Annotated in this window: 22 protein-coding genes and 1 riboswitch; of the genes, 6 read left to right on the forward strand and 16 right to left on the reverse strand. The window is 71.8% G+C overall.

Features of this window, described 5'->3' with window-relative positions; all coding sequences use genetic code 11:
* Positions 1 to 123 precede the first annotated feature (123 nt).
* Positions 124 to 1110 carry a fibronectin type III domain-containing protein gene (locus tag ACICHK_RS35150; RefSeq protein WP_406840070.1) on the reverse strand — a complete coding sequence of 329 codons (987 nt, stop codon included), beginning with the start codon at positions 1108 to 1110 and terminating at the stop codon, positions 124 to 126.
* Between the two features lie 380 nt (positions 1111 to 1490).
* Between ACICHK_RS35150 and ACICHK_RS35155 the strand changes: the two genes are divergently transcribed.
* Together ACICHK_RS35155 and ACICHK_RS35160 are read left to right on the forward strand one after the other, a co-directional pair.
* The gene (locus ACICHK_RS35155) at positions 1491 to 2201 is read left to right on the forward strand and encodes a glycoside hydrolase family 75 protein (protein ID WP_406840071.1); all 711 of its coding nucleotides are present in this window, start codon (positions 1491 to 1493) and stop codon (positions 2199 to 2201) included.
* A 171-nt stretch (positions 2202 to 2372) separates the two neighbouring features.
* On the forward strand, positions 2373 to 3038 hold the full coding sequence (locus ACICHK_RS35160; protein ID WP_406840072.1) for a TetR/AcrR family transcriptional regulator: 666 nt from the start codon (positions 2373 to 2375) through the stop codon (positions 3036 to 3038).
* 87 nt (positions 3039 to 3125) lie between these two features.
* Here ACICHK_RS35160 and ACICHK_RS35165 read toward each other — a convergent pair whose 3' ends face one another.
* From ACICHK_RS35165 to dhaK, 3 genes are all read right to left on the reverse strand, one after another.
* Positions 3126 to 3542 carry a PTS fructose transporter subunit IIA gene (locus tag ACICHK_RS35165; RefSeq protein WP_151468871.1) on the reverse strand — a complete coding sequence of 139 codons (417 nt, stop codon included), beginning with the start codon at positions 3540 to 3542 and terminating at the stop codon, positions 3126 to 3128.
* Positions 3535 to 4134 (reverse strand): dihydroxyacetone kinase subunit DhaL, encoded by a 600-nt coding sequence (dhaL, locus tag ACICHK_RS35170; RefSeq protein ID WP_151468870.1) that lies wholly within the window; start codon positions 4132 to 4134, stop codon positions 3535 to 3537. The genes ACICHK_RS35165 and dhaL overlap by 8 nt, the downstream gene beginning before the upstream one ends.
* An 88-nt stretch (positions 4135 to 4222) precedes the next feature.
* Positions 4223 to 5215 carry a dihydroxyacetone kinase subunit DhaK gene (gene dhaK, locus ACICHK_RS35175; protein WP_151468869.1) on the reverse strand — a complete coding sequence of 331 codons (993 nt, stop codon included), beginning with the start codon at positions 5213 to 5215 and terminating at the stop codon, positions 4223 to 4225.
* A 198-nt stretch (positions 5216 to 5413) separates the two neighbouring features.
* A riboswitch (cobalamin riboswitch) is annotated at positions 5414 to 5538 on the forward strand.
* Positions 5539 to 5598: 60 nt separating this feature from the next.
* Here dhaK and ACICHK_RS35180 point away from each other — a divergent pair.
* Positions 5599 to 5997, forward strand: a complete 399-nt coding sequence (locus tag ACICHK_RS35180; protein WP_406840073.1) for a (2Fe-2S) ferredoxin domain-containing protein — start codon at positions 5599 to 5601, stop codon at positions 5995 to 5997.
* A 45-nt stretch (positions 5998 to 6042) separates the two neighbouring features.
* Here the strand turns inward: ACICHK_RS35180 and ACICHK_RS35185 are convergent, their stop codons facing one another.
* Positions 6043 to 6759, reverse strand: coding sequence for a hypothetical protein (locus tag ACICHK_RS35185; RefSeq protein ID WP_406840074.1), 717 nt, complete (start codon positions 6757 to 6759; stop codon positions 6043 to 6045).
* Positions 6760 to 7032: 273 nt separating this feature from the next.
* Here ACICHK_RS35185 and ACICHK_RS35190 point away from each other — a divergent pair, with 273 nt between their 5' ends.
* On the forward strand, positions 7033 to 8100 hold the full coding sequence (locus ACICHK_RS35190) for a YihY/virulence factor BrkB family protein (RefSeq protein ID WP_406840075.1): 1068 nt from the start codon (positions 7033 to 7035) through the stop codon (positions 8098 to 8100).
* Between the two features lie 91 nt (positions 8101 to 8191).
* On the opposite strand, the gene ACICHK_RS35195 is transcribed toward ACICHK_RS35190, so the two are convergent.
* From ACICHK_RS35195 to ACICHK_RS35245, 11 genes are all read right to left on the reverse strand, one after another.
* Positions 8192 to 9913, reverse strand: coding sequence for a SpoIIE family protein phosphatase (locus ACICHK_RS35195; protein WP_406840076.1), 1722 nt, complete (start codon positions 9911 to 9913; stop codon positions 8192 to 8194).
* Positions 9914 to 10205: 292 nt separating this feature from the next.
* Positions 10206 to 11246 (reverse strand): vWA domain-containing protein, encoded by a 1041-nt coding sequence (locus ACICHK_RS35200; RefSeq protein WP_151468865.1) that lies wholly within the window; start codon positions 11244 to 11246, stop codon positions 10206 to 10208.
* 347 nt (positions 11247 to 11593) lie between these two features.
* A complete protein-coding gene (locus ACICHK_RS35205; protein ID WP_406840077.1) occupies positions 11594 to 12775 on the reverse strand; it encodes an acyl-CoA dehydrogenase family protein in 1182 nt (393 codons plus the stop codon).
* 306 nt (positions 12776 to 13081) lie between these two features.
* Positions 13082 to 13654, reverse strand: coding sequence for a TetR/AcrR family transcriptional regulator (locus ACICHK_RS35210; protein WP_151468863.1), 573 nt, complete (start codon positions 13652 to 13654; stop codon positions 13082 to 13084).
* A 132-nt stretch (positions 13655 to 13786) separates the two neighbouring features.
* Positions 13787 to 14701, reverse strand: coding sequence for an ATP-binding cassette domain-containing protein (locus ACICHK_RS35215; protein ID WP_406840078.1), 915 nt, complete (start codon positions 14699 to 14701; stop codon positions 13787 to 13789).
* An 8-nt stretch (positions 14702 to 14709) separates the two neighbouring features.
* Positions 14710 to 15777, reverse strand: a complete 1068-nt coding sequence (locus ACICHK_RS35220) for an ABC transporter permease (RefSeq protein ID WP_406840079.1) — start codon at positions 15775 to 15777, stop codon at positions 14710 to 14712.
* Positions 15777 to 16796, reverse strand: a complete 1020-nt coding sequence (locus ACICHK_RS35225; RefSeq protein ID WP_406840080.1) for a sugar ABC transporter substrate-binding protein — start codon at positions 16794 to 16796, stop codon at positions 15777 to 15779. The genes ACICHK_RS35220 and ACICHK_RS35225 overlap by 1 nt, the downstream gene beginning before the upstream one ends.
* Before the next feature lie 86 nt (positions 16797 to 16882).
* Entirely contained in the window at positions 16883 to 17794 is a 912-nt protein-coding gene (locus ACICHK_RS35230; RefSeq protein WP_406840081.1) for an oxygenase MpaB family protein, read from the reverse strand.
* Positions 17795 to 17954: 160 nt separating this feature from the next.
* Entirely contained in the window at positions 17955 to 19706 is a 1752-nt protein-coding gene (locus tag ACICHK_RS35235; RefSeq protein ID WP_406840082.1) for a protein kinase domain-containing protein, read from the reverse strand.
* Positions 19707 to 19770: 64 nt separating this feature from the next.
* On the reverse strand, positions 19771 to 20928 hold the full coding sequence (locus tag ACICHK_RS35240) for a Gfo/Idh/MocA family protein (RefSeq protein WP_406840083.1): 1158 nt from the start codon (positions 20926 to 20928) through the stop codon (positions 19771 to 19773).
* Between the two features lie 183 nt (positions 20929 to 21111).
* A complete protein-coding gene (locus tag ACICHK_RS35245) occupies positions 21112 to 21675 on the reverse strand; it encodes a PadR family transcriptional regulator (RefSeq protein WP_151468856.1) in 564 nt (187 codons plus the stop codon).
* Between the two features lie 82 nt (positions 21676 to 21757).
* On the opposite strand from ACICHK_RS35245, the gene ACICHK_RS35250 reads away from it, so the two are divergent.
* Together ACICHK_RS35250 and ACICHK_RS35255 are read left to right on the forward strand one after the other, a co-directional pair.
* Complete coding sequence (locus tag ACICHK_RS35250) at positions 21758 to 22150, forward strand: nuclear transport factor 2 family protein (RefSeq protein WP_151468855.1); 393 nt, start codon at positions 21758 to 21760, stop codon at positions 22148 to 22150.
* Between the two features lie 51 nt (positions 22151 to 22201).
* Complete coding sequence (locus ACICHK_RS35255) at positions 22202 to 22576, forward strand: ferredoxin (protein ID WP_151468854.1); 375 nt, start codon at positions 22202 to 22204, stop codon at positions 22574 to 22576.
* Positions 22577 to 22582: the final 6 nt, after the last annotated feature.

Raw genomic sequence — 22582 nt, forward strand, 5'->3', positions numbered from 1 at the left:
ATGCGGACGGGGACCGGGCAGGTGACGGATTCCGCCGTCCGGCGGACTGCCGGCACGGCCGACGGTCCGATCCCTCCGAGGGGCCACCGCCACCGCGTCCGGCACCAGGCGCGAGAGGACGCCTCAGCCGCGGCCCGTCGTCACCGTGCGCTCCGCGGAGAGCGCGCCCCACGTGCCGTCGGGCAGTTTCGCCCGGATCCGCACCCGGTACGTCACGTCCGCCTCCCGGCCGATGTAGAAGCTGTGGGTGCAGGTGCCGCTGGGCGGACTGCCGCCCCAGACGAGCGAGGTCACGGCACGCCCGTCGAGCTGGATCCGGTACTCCGTGATCACCCCGTCGACCTCGGGCGCGGTCCACGCCAGGTCGATGTAGTACGCCCCGTCGCGCCGGTGGGTCGTCGCCCGGAAGCCGGCGGGCGCCGTGTCCCGGCCGTCGTCCGGCCCCGGCGCGGTGGTGATCCGGACGGTGCCGCTCGGCGGCGAGACGTTGTCCGCGGCGTCGCGGGCCCGCACGGTGAAGACGTAGGCCGTGCCCGGCCGCAGTCCGGTGACGACGGCGGCCGTCTGTGCGCCGCCCACGCTGTGGATCTTCGATGCGCCCTGGTAGATGTCGTACGACGCCACGCCTCGCGCGTCGGACGACCTCGTCCAGGAGAGCTGGACCGCCCGGCCGCCGACGGCCTTCCCGCGCGGGCCGCCGGGGCGGGTGGGTGCGGTGCGGTCGGCCGTGACCGCGGCGGGGGTGGTGGCCCGCACCGGTTCGCTGAGCGGCCCCGGTACCCCGTCGGCGTTCCGGGCCCGGACCCGGAAGACGTACGAGGTGGACGGTTCGAGCCGGGTGATGTCCACCATGTGCTCCGAACCGGGCACCTCCTTGACCTTGGTGGTGCCGCGATACACCTCGTAGCGGGTGATCCTCGGGTCTTCGGAGGCGAGGTTCCACATGACGTGCACGCTGGTCGAGCTGCCCGCCGCCGCGGTCACGCCCGTCGTCGCGGCGGGCAGCCGTGCGCCCTGGCCGGACGCCGGGGCGCCCCATCCGCAGGAGGAGAGCGCGAGCAGCGCTCCGCACACCAGCGCGTGAGGGACGGCGGGGGGAACGGGTCGCACGGGTCTGTCCTCCCTCGGCGGGGATCGGCCTGCGCCTGATTGGTCTGTACCTATAAGACACGGATGGCGCGGTCACATCAAGAGGGCGGACGTCATCGACCGGGCCGTCGCGGGGTGCGTGTGCCGGTCCCCGACGCGATGTGAACTCACCGTGCCCCCGGGGGAGTTGCTGTTCGCGGCGCGAACAGCTGTCGTCGCCGGTACCGCGCCGCCGTGCGCGGTCGGGCGGCCGGAGCCGGTTCCGGCTCGGGCCCTCGGCCGTGCGGCGCCCGCGGAAACGGCCGTGCACCGTCCGGCCCCCTCCCGGTGGACGCGCTGTCGGACCCCCACCAGATTTGGGCAGATGAGCGTCCATGTCCCCCAGGAGAGGGTCTCCCATCGTGCGTGTCCAGTCGCTGGCGCTGGCCGCGGCCGCGTCGGCCGCCCTGCTCGCCTCGGCCCCGGTGGTGCTGTCCACGACCTCCACCACGGGCCGCCCCGGAAGCCCCGCCGAACCCGTGCGGGAAGGCTCCGTCCGGGCCGCCGACCTGCTGGCGAAGCTCGATGGCTGTACCGCCGTCTCGCGCGGGCGTTACCGCAGTGACGACGGAAAACGTGCCGACATCCCGGTCTGCGGCACCCGGGACGCGGTCTTCTGGACGGCCGACATGGACATCGACTGCGACGGCAGGGCGGGACCCCTGTGCAACAGCCGCACCGATCCGCTCTTCTCCGAGACCACGGCCTTCCAGCAGCCCGACGGCCGGTACCTGAGCGCCGAGACCCTGCCCTACATCGTCGTACCGGCGCCGAGCGGCATCTGGAACTACCGGGACCACGGCATCGGGCCCGGCTCGGTGGCGGCCGTGATCTACCGCGACCGCGTCCAGTACGCCGTCGTCGGTGACGTCGGCCCGCAGGACATCATCGGCGAGGCCTCGTACGCCACGGCCGCGGGGCTCGGTGTCCGCCCGGATCCCCGCGGCGGCGGCGCGCCTTCCGGGGTGACCTACCTCGTGTTCAAGAACGCCCGGGTGTCGCCCGTCCAGGACCACGGCGCCGCGGCGGCGGAGGGGGAGCGGCTGACCCGGAAGCTCCTGGGGGACGGCTGAGGCCGGCGGACCGTGGGCTCACCGGCCCGTCCACCCCGCCGGACCGCTCCACCGCGGTGCGGCTCGTCGCCGCCAGGGGACGGAAAGTCCTCGGAGCGGTGCGGAGATGGCTAGGATCACCGCAGCCCTGGGCAGCATCCGCGGACGGAACCGGGAACCGAGGAGTCATCAGTGCCGGACGGCGCGATCGGCGAACGCCCCGGTCCGGCTCGGGGCCGTACCGGACGGCCGCCGCTCACCGACGAACGCAGGGCCGAGATCCGGCTGGAGATCGCCCGCGCCGCTGTGGAACTCTTCGTGACCCAGGGCGTGACCGCCACCACCGGGGACCAGATCGCCCGGGCCGTCGGCCTGTCCACGCGGACCCTGTGGCGCTATTTCCCGGGCAAGGAGAGCTGTGTGAGCCCGCTGTTCGCGGCGGGCATCGACGCGATCGCCGCGGCGCTGCGGGCCTGGCCCGTGGGCGCTCCCCTGGAGGACGCCCTGGAGCAGGTGTCCACGAACGGCGAGGGGACGATGGCGATGCCGGAGCCGCCGAGGGTCCGCACGCTGCTGAGGCTCACCCGTACCGAGCCGGGACTGCGTGCCGTCTGGCTCCAGGCCCATGACGAGGCCGAGCCGGCGTTCGCCCGCGCGCTCGCCGACCGCGCCGGGCTGGGCGCCGTCGACCTGCGCTCGGAGATCCAGGCAGCCATGCTCAACGCGGCGCTGCGCGCGGCGGTCGAGCACTACGCGTGGCACACCGACGAAGCGGAGCCCGATCCCGCGACGGCCCGGGCGGAGCTGGCGGGCACCATCCGCTCGGCCCTGATCGTCGCGGCGGACGGAATCGCCTGACCCCGGCCCCCGCGCTTGCCGGATCCCGTACGTCCCGGCGCTCGGGCGGAGCGCTCCCGCGGCCCCGGGTCCCGCGCCCGCCGGTCCTCAGACCTTCCGGTAGGTGTACGCCTCCGCTGCCGCCGCCTCCACCGCGGCGAGGTCGGCGCCCGCCGAGGCCGTGACGACCGCGGCCACCGCTCCCTCGACAAAGGGGGCGTCCACCAGCCGTGTGCCGTCCGGGAGTTCGTCGCCCTCGGCGAGCAGAGCCTTGACGGTGAGCACGGCACTGCCCAGGTCGGTGAGTACGGCGACCCCGGCGCCGCGGTCCACGGAGGCCGCGGCGGCGGCGATCACGTCCGCGCTGGTACCGAGTCCTCCGTCCAGGGTGCCGCCCGCCGGCGCGACGGGAGCGAGCGTGCCGCCACCGGCCAGGCCCGTGGCCAGTTCGGCGACGGACGCGGCGACGGCGGCGCTGTGCGAGACCAGCACGATGCCCACGAACCGTTCCCCGGTGTCACTCACCGGCCGCCTCCACGAGTGCCGCGATCAGCAGTGCCGAGGACGTGGCGCCCGGGTCCTGGTGCCCGATGCTGCGCTCGCCCAGATAACTCGCCCGGCCCTTGCGGGCCTGCAGCGGTGTCGTCGCCACGGCACCCTCCTCGGCCGCGGACTTCGCCGCGGCGAACGACTCGGCGAGCGCGTCGACCGCGGGCACCAGGGCGTCGATCATGGTCTTGTCGCCGGGCGCGGCTCCGCCCAGTGCCATGACCGCGTCGACGCCCGTGCGCAGCGCGTCCGTGAGCTGTTCCCCGGTGACCTCGGGGGCGTCCCCGAGCGCCTTGCCGGTCCGGCGCAGCAGGGTGCCGTACAGCGGCCCGGACGCGCCGCCGACCGTCGAGATCAACTGCCTTCCGGCGAGCGCGAGTACGGCACCGGGAGTGTCCGGAGCGTCCTTCTCCAGGGCGGCGGTCACGGCGGTGAATCCGCGCTGCAGATTGCTGCCGTGGTCGGCGTCACCGATGGGCGAGTCCAGCTCGGTGAGCCGCTCCGCCTCACGGTCCACCGACGCGGCGGTCACGGTCATCCAGCGGCGGAAGAAATCGGCGTTCAGCACGGAATCTCCTTGCGTGGTACGGAAGTCGGCCTGGTGTCGGTCGGTGGCCGGGTGCCGGGCGGCACCCGGCCACCGACACCGACCGGGTTCACACGCCCCAGCGGAGCCCCGGCGTCTTCACCGGCGCGTCCCACAGCCGCAGCAGTTCCTCGTCCACCTGGCACAGGGTCACCGAGGCGCCCGCCATGTCGAGGGAGGTGACGTAGTTGCCGACCAGGGTGCGTGCCACGGGGATGCCGCGTTCGGCCAGCACCCGCTGCACCTCCGCGTTGAAGCCGTACAGCTCCAGCAGGGGAGTGGCGCCCATGCCGTTGACGAGGAGCAGCACCGGATTGCGCGGTGCGAGGTCGTCCAGGACGGCGTGCACCGCGAAGTCGGCGATCTCGTGCGACGTCATCATCGCGCGCCGCTCCCGGCCCGGCTCGCCGTGGATGCCGACCCCGAGCTCGAGCTCCCCGGCCGGCAGGTCGAACGTCGGGCTGCCCTTGGCCGGAGTCGTGCAGGCGCTGAGCGCCACACCGAAACTGCGGGAGTTCTCGTTGACCTTCCGGGCCAGTGCCTCGACCGCCTCCAGGGGCGCGCCCTCCTCGGCGGCGGCGCCCGCGATCTTCTCCACGAACAGCGTCGCGCCCGTGCCGCGCCGCCCGGCGGTGTACAGGCTGTCGGTGACGGCCACGTCGTCGTCGACGAGGACCTTGGCGACGCGGATGCCCTCGTCCTCGGCCAGCTCCGCCGCCATGTCGAAGTTGAGGACGTCTCCGGTGTAGTTCTTCACGATGAACAGCACGCCCGCGCCGCTGTCCACGGCGGCCGCCGCCCGCAGCATCTGGTCCGGGACCGGGGACGTGAACACCTCGCCCGGGCACGCGGCCGACAGCATCCCCGGGCCCACGAATCCGCCGTGCAGCGGCTCGTGCCCGGACCCGCCGCCGGAGACGAGACCCACCCTTCCCGCGACCGGGGCGTCCCTGCGCACGATCACACGGTTGTCGACGTCCACCGTCAGTTCCGGATGGGCCGCCGCCATGCCCCGCAGCGCGTCCGCCACCACCGTCTCCGCCACGTTGATGAGCATCTTCATGGGTACCTCCCGGTTTCAGTGACGGACTGTCAGGTGTATGGGGTGAGGTGATGGGACGCGAGTCGGTGAGAGGGCTGTCACCCCCAGTATTGACCTTGCCGTGGCGAAGGTCACGCGCGTGGACGCCCGGGGGCGTACGCGGCACGGGGCCGAGGTCGCCGGATGAGATGATGACCGGCGACATAAGGCGACGGCGGTACGAGGAAGCCGGTGTGAATCCGGCGCGGTCCCGCCACTGTGACCGGTGAGTGAGCTCCGGCAGGCCACCGCCCCGACCGGGGTGGGAAGGCGGAGCAGGCCAAGACCCGGGAGCCAGGAGACTCACGCGGTCGCCTCCTCGAACGACACCGGGGCGGATCTCCCCGGGAGGGGAGTGGCACGCCGTGCCCGAGACGCCGTTGGAAGAGACACCGGGAGAACCCGTGCGGGCGGGCGGCGCCGTGCCGTGCCGGGTCGTCGTCTGCCGGGACTGCTGCTGCGGCAGTCCCAAGGTGACCGGAGTGGACCACGCCGTACAGACCGCGCGACTGCGCGCGGACGTACCGGTGCGTATCTCCGAGTGCCTCGACGTGTGCGACCAGGCCAACGTCGTCGTCGTGCAGCCGTCCGCCGCGGGCCGGGCCGCGGGAGCACGGCCGGTCTGGCTCGGACTCGTCAACGACCCGGACGCGACCGAGGACATCGTGACGTGGGTGCGCGCCGGAGGCCCGGGAGTGGCACCGCCGCCGGACATCCTCGACCTGTACACCTTCACCCCGCCTCGGCGCGCGACGGATTCCTGAGGCCCGCGCACCCTGCTCGGGCCGGCCGGTCCCGCACCCGGGCGTTCAGTGGAGGATGCTGACCGCCCGGGCGATGACCAGCAGGGACGTGAGGAGCGCGGCCACGCTCTGGATGCTCATCAGGAGCTTCGCGCGAGCGGAGAGGGGCATCGTGTCCGTCGGGCTGAAGGCCGTCGAGTTGGTCACCGAGATGTAGAGGTAGTCCACGAGGGTCGGCACCCAGTCGGAGGTTTTGCTGGCGCCGTCGGCGACCTCCTCCACCGCGTCGTCGTTCTCGTCCTGCGAGAACCGGAAGTCGGCCAGGGGCAGGTCGCCGCGGGGGGCCTGGGTGCGCACGACGGGGCCGCCCCGATCGAGTTCCCAGTACGCGAGTCCGAAGGCGATGATGTTCGTCAGCCACACCTGCAGCGCCGCGAGCAGCAAGGAGCGCCCGTCCTTCACCTCGGCGTGGACCATCTGGTGGATGAGGACGCCGAGAGCGGTGAGGTTGCCGGTGGCGATGAGCAGGACGAGGGTCAGCGACAGGAACCGGAAGACCTTGGTCTGCCGGGTGAGCCTCCTGGGGTTGATGGCGATGAGCGGCACCAGCAGCAGGAGCTCCAGGGCCGGCAGCACGTAGCGGGGGGCGACGAGGAGCTGCTGGGGAAGTGCCACGTACAGGGCGATGGCGATGAGCGTGGCTGCCGCGGCGGGCAGCCGCGCTTCACCGCGGCGCTCGTGCCTCGGATGCCCGGTCCGGGCGACGGCACGGCTTTTCACCACGAGCGGTGCCCTCCTTCCGATGTCGGTCAGGGCGTCACGGGGTGCTCCGGCCGCGGGGGTGACCCCGCGCGTGAGGTTCTGCCCAGGGGTGATCGACTACCCCGTGCGGAATGGCGCAAGCGGGCGGGAGCCCGTGTTCGCGCGGGTCCCCGGCGCGGGCGGCCGGAGTGCGTGAAGGTGACCTGCCGTATGCCGGCCACGACACGGGGTCCGTGGAGCTGTCGAGGGTGAAGTACCTCGAATAGCTGGAATTCGGGCGGGTACCCCGCGGTCATGAAACCGCATCTCCCCGGCCGGAACGATCATCGTGTCGACGACGAGACCCGAGGTGAGCGCGCGCCCGTGCCGCCACCCGAAGAAGTCGGCCCCTCACCCGAAGTGGAGCGGCGCGCGCCGGACACACCGACCGACCTGCCGAAGCCGGCGTGGGGAGCCGTGCTGAAGGGCAGCCTGCGCGAGTTCAAGGACGACGAGCTGACCGACCGGGCCGCGGCGCTGACGTACTACGGCCTGCTGTCGCTCTTCCCGGCCCTGCTGGTCCTGGTGTCGGTGCTGGGCCTGACGGGGAAGTCCACCACGGACGCACTGCTGAAGAACGTCGGCAAGTTCGCCCCCAGCTCCGCCCGCGACATCATCACCAGCTCCGTCCACCAGCTGCAGAACAACGCCGGCCTCGGGTCGGTCGCGGCGATCGTCGGCGTCCTCCTGGCGGTGTGGTCGGCCTCCGGGTACGTGGCCGCGTTCATGCGCGCGGCCAACGCGGTCTACGACATGCCCGAGGGCCGCCCGGCCTGGAAGATCCTCCCGGTGAGGGTGGGCCTGACGGTCGTACTGATGGTGCTCGCCCTCGTCAGCGCCGTGATCGTGGTCTTCACCGGAGCCCTGGCCCGGCAGGCGGGCTCGGCCCTCGGGATCGGCGACACGGCCCTGACGGTGTGGTCGATCGCCAAATGGCCCGTCCTGGTGCTCCTGGTCGTCATCATGATCGCGCTGTTGTACTGGGGAACCCCGAACGCCCGGGTGAAGGGGTTCAGGTGGGTGACCCCGGGCAGCGTCCTCGCCCTGGTCATCTGGCTGGTGGCGTCCGCCGCGTTCGCGTTCTACGTCGCCAACTTCGGCTCGTACAACAAGACCTACGGCACCCTGGCCGGCGTGATCGTGTTCCTGGTCTGGCTGTGGATCAGCAACCTGGCGATCCTGCTGGGCCTGGAGTTCGACGCCGAGACCGTCCGCCAGCGGGCGATCGCCGGCGGACAGCCGCCCGGCAAGGAGCCCTACACCCAGCCGCGCGACACCCGGAAGTGGGACGAGGAGGACCTGCGCCGCCTGGACGAGACCTGACACCCGTGGAGCCGTGCCGGGCGAGGCGTCCTCGACCGCACCCGCGGCGGCCGACGGCTACGACGGTCGGATCTCGCCGGTACCGGCCAGGTCACCTTCGAGCGGGTGTCCGCAGGGCGAGGAGGGCGACGTCGTCGTCGTTGTCGGCGGGCCGGACCCGGCGCAGCAGCTGGTCGGTGAAGGAGGCCAGGGGGCGGTGGGCGAGGGCGGCGGCGTGCCGGCGCAGTCGCTGCAGGCCGTCGTCGAGGGTGTGGCCGAGCTCCTCGACGAGGCCGTCGGTGTAGAGCACGAGGGTGGATCCGGGGGGTAGCAGGGTGGTCGCGTCGGGTCGTCGGCCCGCTTGGACGCCCAGGAGGATGCCGTGGCCGTCGGTGAGGTAGTCGGCCAGGCCGTCGTGGCTGATCAGCAGGGGCGGCGGATGGCCGGCATTGCTCCAGGACAGTTTCCACCCGCCGCCCTCCGCCTCCTCCACGCGGGCGAGGATCATGGTGGCCATGGTGACGTCGGTGATGTGCCGGATCGCCTCGTCGAGCCGTTCGACTATCCGGCTGGGGGGCTCCGCCTGGGACCAGGCGTAGGCACGCAGCATGTTGCGGACCTGCGCCATGCCCGCCGCGGCCTCCAGGTCGTGTCCGACGACGTCACCGATGGCGAGGGCGGTGGAGCCGTCGGACAGGGGAAAGGCGTCGTACCAGTCGCCGCCGACCTGCGAGGCGTCGGGTGCCGGCAGGTAGCGGACGGTCATCTCCAGTCCCGGCACTCGCGGCATCTGGGGCAGCAGGTGGTTCTGCATGGTCTCGGCGACCTTGCGCTGGCGCTGGTAGAGGCGGGCGTTGTCCAGGGCGAGGCCCGCACGGCGGGTGATGTCCTCGATCAGGGGCAGATCGGCGGGGGCGAAGTCTCCCGGGTGCTTGGCGCGGCCCAGGGTGAGGGCCCCGAGGACTTCGCGCGTGCTGCGGATGGGGGCGATGGCCGCCGAGCGGATGCCGGTGGCGTCGAACAGGCCGCGCTGTTCCACCGCGATACCGGAATCCGGCTCCCGCCGGTAGGTCTCGGGCCCGGCCAGAGTGGAGGCCACTCCGCGCAGCGCCCGGGACAGCGGCATCGGGGACTCCTCCGGGATCGGCGGCATCGGGCCCTGGAGTTCCTCGTGGTACACCAGGGTGTCCCCCTCGGCGTGGACGACGGCCTTGCGCCACACCTCGTCACGCTCGGTGATCAGGTCGATGACGGCCCAGTCCGCCAGCCGCGGTATGACCAGGGCCACCAGCCGGCGCAGCGCCTCCTCGACGTCCAGGGTGGAAGTCAGCCGCGTGGTGGTCTCCGCCAGCAGCGCGAGCCGCTCCAGCTCCGGCAGCGGCCCGGCCGCCGCCTCCTCCGGCCGCGAACCCGCTTCCCGCGGTCGGGCGAGGGCCTCGAAGACCACCAGCGTGCCGTTCTCCGGGCCACCGATGTCGTAGGGGGCGATCATCCAGGAGATCGGCAGCACGGAGCCGTCCCCACGGAGGAAATGGTCGTTCTCCATCTGGGCGATGCGGCCGGCGTGGAAGGCCTGCCGCATACGGCACCGGGTCCTCGGCAGGGGCTGGCCGTGGGCGTCCCCGTGCAGCAGGTCGTGCGCGTCATGGCCGAGCAGATCGCCGGCGGACCGGGCCAGCAGGTCTTCGGCGTGGGCGTTGACCGCGATGATGCGTCCCTGCTCGTCGACGACGTACGCTCCGGCCCCGATGGCTTCCAGCGCCCTTGTGAGCGCGGCGGCGGGCGCATCCCGGCCGACGTTCTCGGCGGGCACCGTGTGCTCAGGCACTGCCATCCCTCGTCCCCTCGCTGATCGGCGACTTCCTGCCGGTCGGCGGCGAGCCCGCCGCCGGCGTTCGCCTTGCCGAGTGCCCCGGCTTCGACGGATCCAGCCTCGCTCTCGAACGCGTCCGGGAAACCGGGGCGCCCTGTGCGGCAGGTACCCCTCGGGCGCGGTTTCATGAGCCGGTGCGACGGATCCGCGGACCGGCCCGCCCGCACCCGCCGCCCATACGCTGACGAGGGCGTGAACTCCGGCCGACCGGCTCGGCACGCGTTTCCTCCGGGCCCGAGGCGCTCCCGAGGGCTCAGAGCATGAGCAGCAGGCGCGTGTTCGGTACGAGCTTCCTGTTGACGCTGGTGCTCTGCACGAAGATCGTGAAGTCGTCGTTGTGGTCGGGCTTGACGCGCACCTCCACGTCGGGGAGGCCGAGCAGGGCTCGGGCCTCGGGCCCCGAGTACACCCGGTCCGTCTTCTTCTCCAGCACCGCGATCTGCTTCCGCGCCTGGATCTTCTCGGACTTGCTCAGCTGGTAGAACGCGCCACCGGTGCGGTAGGTGTGCCCGCATTCGACGACCCAGTCCCGTATCGCCGCGTCACGGGTCACCGGGACCAGTCGGTAGCCCGACGGATCCACCGCGGCGAGACCGGCCGCCTTGATGGTGTCCTCGTTGACCGCCTCCGCGCCCATGGAGAACACCGCCCGCGATCCCCGGATGCCCTGGGCGCGGCCCACCATGAACTTCTCGGTGGCCTCCCGGATGACCTGCCCGGCCTCCTCCAGGCCCTGTGTGCTCGTGGCGTCCCAGACGGCGATGTTGTCCTTCGGGAAACCGCACTGCATGGCCTCGCGCTTGCCCATCTGGTCCGGCACGAGGACGGCCAGCGTCCAGTTGTCCTCCTGCGTCGCGATCATCTCGGCCACGGCCTTGACCAGTTCACGCGGATCCCTGGAAGGGGAGTCCGGACCGCGGTGGCTCGCGTTCTCCTGCCCGTCCGTGAGCACGAACGTCAGGAAGCTGTGGTCGCCGTACAGTTGGGCCGTCTGTGCAAGCTCGTGCTGCGACTTCAGCGCGGCCGCCAGCAGAGCCGTCATTCCACCGACCCGGTACAACTGCTTCAGCGAGGGCATCCGCAGCACGTCCTTGTCGTAGATGACGCACTCCACCTTGTCCGCGAAGACGTACACCGTGACCCGGGTCTCCTGGTCCAGCTCCCTCGACCGGCGGGCGAGGTACGCGATCTGCTGGTCGGCGACCTCGACGACCTTGCGGCTCAGATGCGACATGGACGAACTGGCATCCAGCACAAGAGCGACGTGATTGATGTAGTTCTGGCTTCCGGCCATGGCGGGCCCCCCTCGTTCCGACTCGATGCATTTACTGTCTCACCCGCCACTGACAATCGATCTTGGTCGCTGGAGGGGGACGGTCATGGCATCAGGGCTTGCCGACCGGGCCTTCGGTCTGCCCCCGATGACGGACTGTCAGCCTGAAGCCGCAGGTCACGATGCCGGTGCGGGGCGCGGCCGGCACCCGGGCGGAACGGCGGCTCGGGGGAGAGGGGAGGGGAGGGGGCGAAGCGCGTTGCTCCGGCGTGGGCGCATGGATGCCGACGGCCATGTGCGCGGGCGTTCCCCGGTGAGCGCGGGTTCCGCGCTCACCGGTTCCGGACGGTGTGGCCGTACCGCTCCCGCTACCTCCCCGCGGTCCGCACCCGGAGGCTGCCGCGGTCGCTCTCCTTCAGACCGCGACCGATGATCAGACGCTGGATCTGGTTGGTGCCCTCGAAGATCTGCATGACCTTGGCCTCGCGCATGTAGCGCTCGACCGGGAAGTCGCGGGTGTATCCGGCGCCGCCCAGTACCTGGACCGCGTCGGTGGTGACCTTCATGGCGTTGTCGGTGGCGACCAGCTTGGCGATCGACGCCTCGGACTGGAACGGGAGCCCCTCGTCCTTGAGCTGGGCCGCGGCCAGCGTGGTGGCGCGGGAGACCTGCACGGCGGCGGCCATGTCGGCGAGGACGAAGGCCAGTCCCTGGTGCTCGATGATGGGCCGGCCGAAGGTCTCGCGCTCCCGTGAATAGCGCAGCGCGTGGTCCAGCGCGCCCTGGGCGAGGCCCGTGGCCACCGCCGCGATGCCGAGCCGTCCGCAGTCCAGTCCGGCGAAGGCGATCCTGAGCCCCTCGCCCTCCTCGCCGAGCCGGCGGTTCGCGGGGACGCGCACGTTCTCCAGGCGCACGGTGGCGGTGGCCGACCCGGTCAGGCCCATCTTCTGCTCCGGGGGATCGGCCACCACACCGGGCGCGTCGGCCGGGACGAGGAAGCAGGAGATGGCGCGCGAGCCCGCGTCGGACGTGCGGGCCATGACCGTGTAGAAGTCCGCGTGCCCACCGTGCGTGGTCCAGGCCTTCGCGCCGTTGAGCACGTAGTCGTCGCCGTCCCGCACCGCCCGGGTGCGCATCGCGCCCGGGTCGGAACCGGCATGGGCCTCGGACAGGGCGTAGGCGCCGAGCAGCTCGCCGCCGAGCATGTCCGGGAGCCACTCCTTCTTCTGGTCCTCGGTGCCGAACGAGGCGAGGGCGAAGCAGGACAGCGCGTGCACCGAGACGCCCACCGCCACGCTCGCCCACACGGCGGCGATCTCCTCCAGGGCCTGGAGGTAGACCTCGTAGGGCTGGTCACCGCCGCCGAACTCCTCGGGGTAGGGCAGGCTGAGCAGCCCGGCCCTGCCGAGCGTGCGGAAGACCTCGCGGGGGAAGCGCCCCTCGGCCTCCGCCTCGGCGACGCGCGGGGCGAGCTCCTTCTCGGCGAGCTCGCGGGTCAGGGCGATCAGGTCGACGGCTTCCGGCGTGGGGAGCGTGCGGGTCGCGGGCATGGCATGTCCTCGGTGGTGGCGGTCCGCCGGACGATATTGATACGCCAGGCGATACAACAGTATCGTTTTTGGTACCGCCAGGCCATGCCGGGCGCCGACGGATCCACCGGTCGCGACCGGATGCCGTGTCTCTGCGGATGAAGGGTCCCGGCTCGCGGCCGGCCGTCCCCGTGGTTCAGGGGCGGACGCGGCGGCGGGAAGCCGCGGTGCCGGGGGACGGGGAGGGCCCGGACGGGCGGGTCGCCTCGACGGCGGTACGAGTGCGCCCCGCGACGTCGCGGGGCGGGGAGGCCGGGGCGGCGGGCGTCAGGGGGAGACGGCGTGCACGATGAGCGACGCCAGCTCGGCGTAGGCCTCGGCGTCGTTCAGCCCCGTGCGCGCGCCGACCTCGCCACGCTGGATCTCCTGCATGGTCGCGGCCACGACCTCGCCCACGAACGCGGCGTGGACGTCACGGAAGGCCCCGGCGGCCACGCCGTCCGCGATCAACTGCCGGATCCTGCCCGCGGCGAGGCGCGTATTGGCCTCGTACACCTCGCGGGCCGGCTCGAACCGGGCCATGTCGTCGAGGAACTGCCGGGAGAGCGGTCGCAGCCGCTCGGCGACCGCGTTCAGGTAGACCACCACGCGCTCGGAGGGCGCGGAGGTGTCGGCCACCTGCTTCTCGACGGCCTGGGCGGCCTCCCGGAAGTAGTGCTTCACCGCTTCCCGCACCAACTCCTGCTTGCTGCCCGCCAGTTGGTACAGCGTCGTCTTCGAGCAGTGCAGTCGCTCGGTCAGCTCGTCCAGGGTGAACGCCGCGAAGCCCTCCGCCGCCAGCAACGCGACCAGCCGCTCGAGCAGGTCGGTCTGGCGTGCGGTACGTCGTGTGGACGGCATGATCTCAGAGTAACCGTTCATCCTTCACCGTGACCGCTGCCCCTCCAGGGGCGTGATCCCGGGCCCGGGAGGCGGTCGGCGCACCCGGTCGGCGGTCCCTTCGGTGCGCGGGCCGCCGACCGGACGGGGGTGTCAGGAAGCCTCCCCGGGAGAGGGCGGTGCGGGCATCCCGAGGTCCTCCGCCTCCGGGAGCCGCTGTACGTCGACCCCGCGCACCTGCGCCAACTCATGCTTGAGTGCCGCGAGTTCGACGCCGCCCGCCATGTGGTCGGTGAGTTCCTCCAGGCCGATCTCGCCGCGGTCGGCGCTGAGTTCGAGCGTGCCGAGCCGCAGCACGCTGAAATGGTCGCCGACCATGTAGGCGTGGTGCGGGTTGTGGGTGATGAAGACGACGCCGAGGCCGCGTTCGCGGGCGGCGGCGATGTACTTGAGGACGACGCCGGACTGTCTGACGCCGAGCGCGGCGGTCGGTTCGTCGAGGACGAGGACGCGGGCGCCGAAGTGCACGGCACGGGCGATGGCCACGGACTGGCGCTGCCCCCCGGAGAGCGTGCCGATCGGCTGGTCGAGGTCGTCGAGGACGATGCCCATGTCGCGCAGTTCCTCGTCGGCGGTCCGCTTCATCCGGGCGATGTCGAGCCGGCGTACCGGCCAGGGGCCCCGGGTCAGCTCGGAGCCGAGGAAGAAGTTCCGCCACACCGGCATCAGCGGCACCGTCGCGAGGTCCTGGTAGACGGTGGCGATGCCCTTGGCGAGGGCCTCGCGCGGGGTGCTGAAGCGCACCGCCGTGCCGTCCACGAGGAACTCGCCCTCGCTGTGCCGGTGCAGTCCCGAGATGATTTTGATGAGCGTGGACTTTCCGGCGCCGTTGTCGCCGAGGACGCAGGTCACCCGCCCGGGACGGACGGCGAGCGACACGTCGTGCAGGGCGCGGACGTTGCCGTACGACTTCCCGGCGCCCCGCAGCTCGACGATCGCGGCGCCCTCGTCCCCGGGCGGGGCGGCCGGGGCGGGGAGGCCCGTGCTTCCGGTTCCGTTGTCTGCCATGGGTCGGTTCACCTCCGGGTCGCCGCGCGGCGGACCCACAGATTGACGAGCGTGGCGCCGAGCAGCATCACGCCGAGGAAGGCCTTGAACCAGTCGGGGTTCCAGCCGGCGTAGACGATGCCCTGGTTCACCATGCCGAACATGAAGGCGCCGAAGACGGGGCCGATCGCGGAGCCGTAGCCGCCGGTGAGCAGACAGCCGCCGATCACCGACGCGGCGATGTAGATGAGTTCCTGGCCGACGCCCTCGCCCGACTGCACGGTGTTGAACGAGAACAGTTCGTGCATGCCGACGAACCAGGCGCCGAAGCCGACCGCCATGAACAGCGTGATCTTGGTGAAGGTCACCGGTACGCCGACCGCGCGGGCGCTGTCCCGGTCGCCGCCGACCGCGAAGACCCAGTTGCCGTACCGGGTGCGCAGCAGCACCCAGGTGGCGAGCGCCGCGAAGACGAGCCACCACACGACCGTGATCTTCACCTGGACGCCGCCGACGTCGAACGACGAGGCGAAGACCTTCTTCGCCTGGCCGAAGCCGTCCATGTCGCTGATGTCGTCGGTGGCGACGTTGTCGGTGACCAGTTTGGTGACGGCGAGGTTCACGCCCTGCAGGATCAGGAAGGTCCCCAGGGTCACCAGAAAGCTGGGCAGTCCGGTGCGGACCGTCATCCAGCCGTTGAACGCCCCGATCGCGAGCGAGAGGACGAGCGCGATCACGACACCCGCCCAGACGTTCACGGTGAGCTGATAGCTCAGCATGCTCGCCGTCAGCGCCGAGGTGATCACCGCGACACCGGCGGACAGGTCGAACTCGCCGCCGATCATCAGCAGGGCCACGGGCAGGGCCATGAGGCCGATCGTCGATGACTGGTAGAGCACGGTCGCCATCGAACCGCCGGAGCGCACCGACGGCGCCGCGATCAGGAAGAAGACGAACACGGCGGCGGCGCCGAGGAACACCCCCACCTCGGGCCGGGCGAGCAGCCGCAGCGCCGGCGAACGCCGCGTGGTCCGCCCGTCGGCCGCGCGGGGGCCGGGAGCCGGCGGCACGCTCGCCGTCGGCCCGGCCGCGCTCATCAACGGGTGCCCTTCGCGGCGAACCCGGCGACGGTGCCGACGTTGCCCTTGTCCACGAACGCGGGACCGGTGAGCACCGGCTGCTCGCCGCCGCCGCTGTAGTTGCCGTTGTTCTTGTAGAGCCACAGCGAGTCGATCGCCAAGTAGCCCTGGAGGTAGGGCTGCTGGTCGACGGCGAACTGGATGGTGCCCTTGTCGATGGCGCCGGTGAGGTCCTTGTTGAGGTCGAAGGTGGCGATCTTCGCCTTGCTGCCGGCGTCGCTCACCGACTGCACCGCGGTCAGGGCGTACGGGGCGCCCAGCGCGACGACGTAGTCGATCGCGGAGTCCCGCTTGAGCTTCGCGGTGATCGTGGACTTCACGGACGGCATGTCGGTGCCGTTGACGTACAGGTTCTCCGTGGTGCCGCCGAACGTCTTCTTCACGCCGTCGCACCGTTGGGTCAGGCCGACGTTGCCCTGTTCCTGGATCACGCAGACGGCCTTCTTGGCACCCTCCGCGTTCAGTCTCTTCCCGAGTGCCTCGCCCGCGACGGTCTCGTCCTGGCCGAAGAACTCCATCAGGCCCAGCTTCTTCCAGTCGCTCAGGCCCGAGTTGAGACCCACGACGGGGATGCCGGCCGAAGTCGACCTGCCCACCACGGCCTTCATGGCGCCGGGCTTGGCCAGGGTGACGGCGATGCCGTCGACCTTCTGGTCGACCGCGTTCTGCACCAGGTTGGCCTGGTCGCCCGCGTTCGGGCTGTTGGAGTAGACGAGCCGGATGTTGTCCTTGGCGGCCGCGGCCTCGGCGCCCTTGCGGACGATGTCCCAGAACGTGTCACCGGGTGGCTGGTGGGTGACCAGCGCCACCGTCATCCGCGGTGTGTTCGCCTTCCCCGCGGTGCCACCGCCCGCGCTCTCCTCGGCCTTCTTGCCGCCCGAACCGCTGGAACAGCCCGCGGAGAGCAATAAGGCCGCGGCGGTCAGGGCGACGAGCGGGGTGATTCTCCGTGAACGGGGGCGGAACGTGCGATCCATCTTCCAGCACCTCACTGTGCGACCGGGGCCTGTGCGTCTCTTCACGTACATCCCCAGCAACAGGCGCCTCACGCATATGAACGGAATCAGGCCGACGGACAACGCCCTTGAACAGGAACCGCCTTGAGCCCCTGGCGGCGCGCGGAGTAGGCGAGGGGGAGGTAGCGCAGCCGCTCCGGGAGCAGGGGGACGGTCCTGCGTACGAGCGCCCCGAAGCGGCGCAGCCGGCGTTCGTCCCGGTCGCTCCACGTCAGGCCGAGCCGCTCCCGTGCCGCGGGTGGCAGCAGTCCGGTCGTGACGAAGACGTTCAACCGCGCCAGCGGCGGGCGCAGCAGGGGCCAGAGGCGGCGGAGCAGGGCGGGCGATCCGTCCGGCGGCGCGACGGGGCGGTGCGGGTCGAGGAGTTCCCGGACGACGGCCGTCGCCTCCAGCTCGTCGCGGACCATCGCGTCGAAGTACCGCCAGAACGCCTCCGGTGTGGGCGGCATGTCACGGCGGTGGATGCCGAGGATGTCACCGAGCCGGAGGAGTTCCTCGTAGAGGCGGTGCTGCTCGTCCTCGTCCAGGGGACGGGAGAAGCAGTCCGCCGCCCGCAGGAAGACCGGGTAGGCGGTGGCGTGGACCCAGGCGTAGTAGGCCGGAGTCAGGGCGTGGTAGGCGCGGCCGTTGTGGTCCGTGCCCGAGATCGTCCTGTGCAGGCGCCGCAGCCGGCGCCCCTCCTCCAGGGCCTGCTCGCCGCCGTAGATCCACAGTTGCAGGGAGTGCAGCGAGCGCCGCGCGCGGCCCCAGGGGTCGGTGCGGAAGACCGAGTGGTCGTCGACACCGGCACCGACGGCCGGGTGCGCGACCTGGAGCACCAGGGCGGTGGGCAGGGCGAGCAGCATCCGTACGTCACCCGCGATGTCCCACAGAAGGGAGCCGGGTGCGAACGGGACCGGCTCGGGCGGCGGCGTCCGCACCGTGCCATCGGGTCCGGACGCCTTCGGCAGACCTGGCATGGTGCCCCCGTCCCTCGTTCCGGCCGGGGTGCCGACGCCCCGGTGGACAGGCGAAGAGCTTCTGCGGCTTCGCCGCTGTCGACGATACGCCCCGCACCTTCCGCCCCTTCGGCGGAGTCCGGCTCCGGGCCCCCTCTTCACCGACCGCCGGTACGACCGCTCAGTCCTCGGCCGGCATCACCCGGGTCACCTTGCCCTTCAAGTCGGCGTCCAGATAGCCGGTGACGTGGTCGTCGGCGAGATAGACGGCCAGTCCCAGCGGGGTGTCGAACGTGTCGTCGGCGGGGCGGACCAGGACGTAGCGCATGGTCGGCCGCTCTACGTTCAGGTCCTTCTTCGCCCGCTTCAGCAGAGGGGGAAGGACGTCCCAGTCGAAGCTGTCGAGACTGAAGGGGCGGTCGCCGCCGATGATGGCGCCGCTGATGATGCCCTTCTCGACGCCCCGGCCCGGGCGGTAGGTGTAGCTGTCGTACTTGGCGTCGCTGCCCTTGACCATGATTTCCGCGGAGACGTACTCCGGATAGACGGTGAAGTCGCATGCGCGGTCCGTGCCGGTCGCGGCCTTGATCTCCTTCACCGCCGTCCGGATGCCGTCGGGGGTGAGCAGATCCGTCTTCGCGTCGGCCTGGGCCGCCGGGGCCGAGCGGGACGGTGTGGAAGCGGGGTCCGTCGTCCTGGTCGAGGTCGCGTCGGAGGAACCGGTGGGCTTACCGCTGTCCTTGTCGCCCCCGTCCGGCAGCTGGGTCCACACCAGGACTCCCACCAGCACGGTCCCGACGACGGACGAGGCGATCGCCGCTCGCCTCTTCGCCCGGCCGCCCGGCGGCCGTGCCGACGTCGGCCGTGTGGGGCCCGCCGGGTACGGAGTCGGCGGGCCGAAGCCCGAGGCCGACCCGAAGCCCGAGGTCGGCCCGAAGCCGGAGGGCGGTCCGAAACCGGCAGGTGGCCCGAAGCCGGAAGCCGGTCCGGACCCGGCCGGTGCGGAGGGCGTGGACGCCGGACCCGGCGGAGGGGCCAGCCGGTACGACGTGGTTCCGTCCGCCCCGCCGGGAGCGCCTCGCCCCGTGTCGCCGCCCTCGATCGCCTCGGCGAGCAGCCGGTCCGCGGTCTTCACGTCCGCCCGGTCGGCCGGGTCCTTGACGAGCACGGCGTTCAGGAACCCGGTCAGCACTCCGGCCCGGGCGGGTGGCGGAAGCTGCTCGCTCAGCATCGCCGCCAGCGTCGCGAGGGTGGTTCCCCGGCGCAGCGGGTGATGTCCCTCGACGGCGACGTACAGCATCATCGCCAGCGACCACAGGTCGGAGCCCGGGTCGCCCTCGCCGCCGGAGATGCGCTCGGGTGCCATGTAGTCGGGCGTGCCGATGACGGACCCGGTCGCGGTCAGGGCGGTCGAGTCCCTGATGGTCGCGATGCCGAAGTCGGTGAGGACGGGACGTCCGTCGGGCCTCAGCAGCACGTTGGCGGGTTTCACGTCCCGGTGCTGGATGCCGACGTCGTGAGCGGCCCGTAGCGCGGCCAGGATCTCGCGCCCCAGCCGGGCGGCGTCGACGGGTGCCATCGGCCCCTTCTCGAGCCGGTCCTGCAGCGATCCTCCGGTCACCAGTTCCATGACGAGCCACGGGTAGGTGTGCTCCCCGCCGTCCACCACGTGGTGGATGGTCACCACATTGGGGTGATCGACGCGGGCGAGCGCCCGTGCCTCGCGCAGTACCCGGGCCCGGAGCATCGCCGCTCCCTGCGGGTCGTACTCGGCGAGACCCGGATCGGGCGGCCGTACCTCCTTGAGCGCCACGGCCCGGTCGAGGACCAGATCGCGTGCACGCCACACCGTGCCCATGCCACCGCCGCCGAGCCGCTTCTCCAGCTCGAAGCGCCCCTCTATGACCCGTCTGCCGGAATCACCCTCACTCATGGCCGGAAGCCTACGAGATGCCGGTGACACGGCCCCACGCAGGTGACGCAACGCTCGCGGTCTGCTAGGCCTCCAGCGTCACCCATGCCCCCGACGCCGCCGAGCGCGCCATCGCGTCGAGTGCCGTCGCGCTGCGGACCGCGTCGGCCAGGGTGGCCCCGTACGGCCTGTCGTCGGCGATGGACCGCAGGAAGGCGTGCGCCTCGACGACCTTGAGGTCGTCGTAGCCCATGCCGTTCGCCGCGCCGGGCTGGAAGGCCCCGTAGTCCCCGGCCCCCGGACCGACGTACACGGTGCTGACCGGCTGGTCCTGGTACGACGTCCCCCGGCTGACGCCGAGTTCGCCCATCCGGCGGAAGTCCCAGAACACCGCGCCCTCGGTGCCGTGGATCTCGAACCCGTAGTTGTTCTGCTCGCCCACCGAGACCCGGCACGCCTCCAGGACGCCGCGCGCGCCGGAGACGAAGCGCAGCAGACAGTTGACGTAGTCCTCGTTCTCCACGGGCGCCGGCTCGCCGCCCGACGCGCGCGCGTGACCCGCGGTCGCGCCGGCCGGACGGGCCCGCAGCGGCACGAAGACCGCGGTGTCCGCCGCCAGCGCCTCGATCTCGCCCAGCAGGAAACGGGCCAGGTCGACACCGTGCGAGGCCAGGTCCCCGAGGACGCCGCTGCCGCCCCGCTCCCGTTCGTAGCGCCAGGTCAGCGCACCTTCGGGATGGGCCGCGTAGTCGCTGAAGAGGCGGATGCGCACGTGGGTGACGTCACCGATCCCACCGGAGACGATCAGCTCGCGGGCCGCCACGACGGCGGGGGCGCCCCGGTAGTTGAAGCCGACCGTGCCCCGTACCCCGGCCTCGGCCACCGCACTCGACACCGCCCGGGCGTCGTCGGCGGTCAGTCCCACCGGCTTCTCGATCCAGATGTGCTTGCCGGCCCCGGCCATGGCCACACCGATCTCACGGTGCAGGAAGTTCGGCGCGGTGATGCTCACGGCCTCGACCCGGGGATCGGCGGCGATCTCCCGCCAGTCGCGTACGGCGGTCGCGAAACCGTACCGCGCGGCGGCCTCCTCGGCCCGGCCGGGCACCTCGTCGGCGACGGCGACCGGTTCGGGACGCAGGGAGAGCCGCGGGAAGTGGTGGAGGACGCGGGCGTACGCCTGTGTGTGCACCCGTCCCATCCAGCCGAACCCCACGACAGCGACACCGAGCGCACGCACCATGACCGCCCTCCTTCGTGCCGGCCGCTCCGACCCGAAGCGCGCCGGGCCGACCGGACCCGAAACGCGCCGGGCCGACCGGACCCGAAACGCACCGGGCCGAACCCGGCCGGATCGAACCGGACCGCGCCGGAACGGGCCGAAACCGGTACCGCCCGCGACCAGGCTAATGCGGACACGCGGCCTTCAGCGGGTGGCGGACGCCCGTTGTTCCAGGACCAGCAGCGCCCGTTCCGCCCAGTCGATGATGGCCCGCTCGAAGGCGCGTCCCCCCAGGAGGGTGAGATACGGGCCGACGCGCTCGGCCGAGGCGAGGTACTCGTCCTCGGCGCGCCCGTCGAGCAGGCGGGCGCCGATCCGCTCGTAGTGCGCCAGCTTGGCGCGCGCCCCCTCCAGCCGCTCGGTGATCGCCACCCGGACGGCGTCGGCGTCCCCCATGTCGAGCGCGTACACCTTGACCATCAGCTCGTCGCGGATCGCGGTGGGTTTCGCGGGTCCCGAGGTGAAGGAGGCCAGTGCTTCGAGCCCCGCCGCGGTCAGCGAGAAGAGCCGCTTGTTGGGCCGGCGTTCCTGCTGCACCACCCGGGCCTCGATGAGCCCCTCGGACTCCATCCGGTCGAGTTCCCGGTACAGCTGTTGCGGGGTCGCCATCCAGAAGTTGGCCACCGAGGCGTCGAACCCCTTGGCCAGGTCGTAGCCCGACGCCTCGCCCTCCAGGAGCGCGGCCAGTACCGCGTTGCGCAATGCCATCCCGCAAGGCTAGACGGCCCCTGCCCACAGGACTAATCTTATCTGCACTTAATCAATTAATTGAGTAGAGGAGATGGGTGCGATGAACTCCTTCCGCAAGGCCGTGGAGGCCGGAGACCTCGACGCGGTCGAGGAGCTGCTGGCCGACGACGTCGTGTTCACCAGCCCCGTCGCCTTCAAGCCCTACCCGGGCAAGCCGATCACCGCGGCCATCCTGCGCGGCGTCTGGCGCGTCTTCAGCGACTTCCGCTACGTCCGTGAGATCGCCGGGGCCGACGGCCGTGACCACGCGCTGGTCTTCACGGCCAAGGTGGGCGACAAGGAGATCAACGGCTGCGACTTCCTGCACTTCGACGAGGACGGACGCATCGACGAACTCATGGTGATGGTCCGCCCGTTGTCGGCGGCGCAGGCGCTCTCCGAGGCCATGGGGGCGCAGTTCGAGCAGATCTCCCGGGAGGCGGCCGGCGCCTGAGGCCCGGCCTCGCGCCGTTTGAACCGACTCCCTCCGGCTACCCGCCTGTTCGTGACGACGACGCCTTCACAGCAGGAGCTGTTCCGGTACCTGGAGGACCGCTTCGAGTGCGCCCGGGCCTGTGCCGAATGCGCCAGGACCTCCACGCTGCGCGCGAGCCTCATGGATCCCGGCGGGCCGAAGAAGCAGGAGACCGCGCGGCGTTCGGGCATTCTCTGCGCGGAGGTGTGCGAGGCGACCTGCCAGGTGCTGTCCCGTCATCCGGGGCTGAGCGACCGGGAGCTCCGCGCCCGGCTGGAGTGGTGTCGTGACGTCTGCCTGGAGTGCGCCGAGGCGTTCGACGAATGTCCCGGGGCGGAGGCCGCCGCGCAGAACTGCCGTGACTGCGCCCGGTCGTGCTCGGACTTCATCGCCACGCTGCGATGAGGTCGC

Origin of the sequence: Streptomyces sp. AHU1, from assembly GCF_045343905.1 — a bacterium.
In the GTDB taxonomy this organism is placed as follows: Bacteria; Actinomycetota; Actinomycetes; order Streptomycetales; family Streptomycetaceae; genus Streptomyces; species Streptomyces triticiradicis.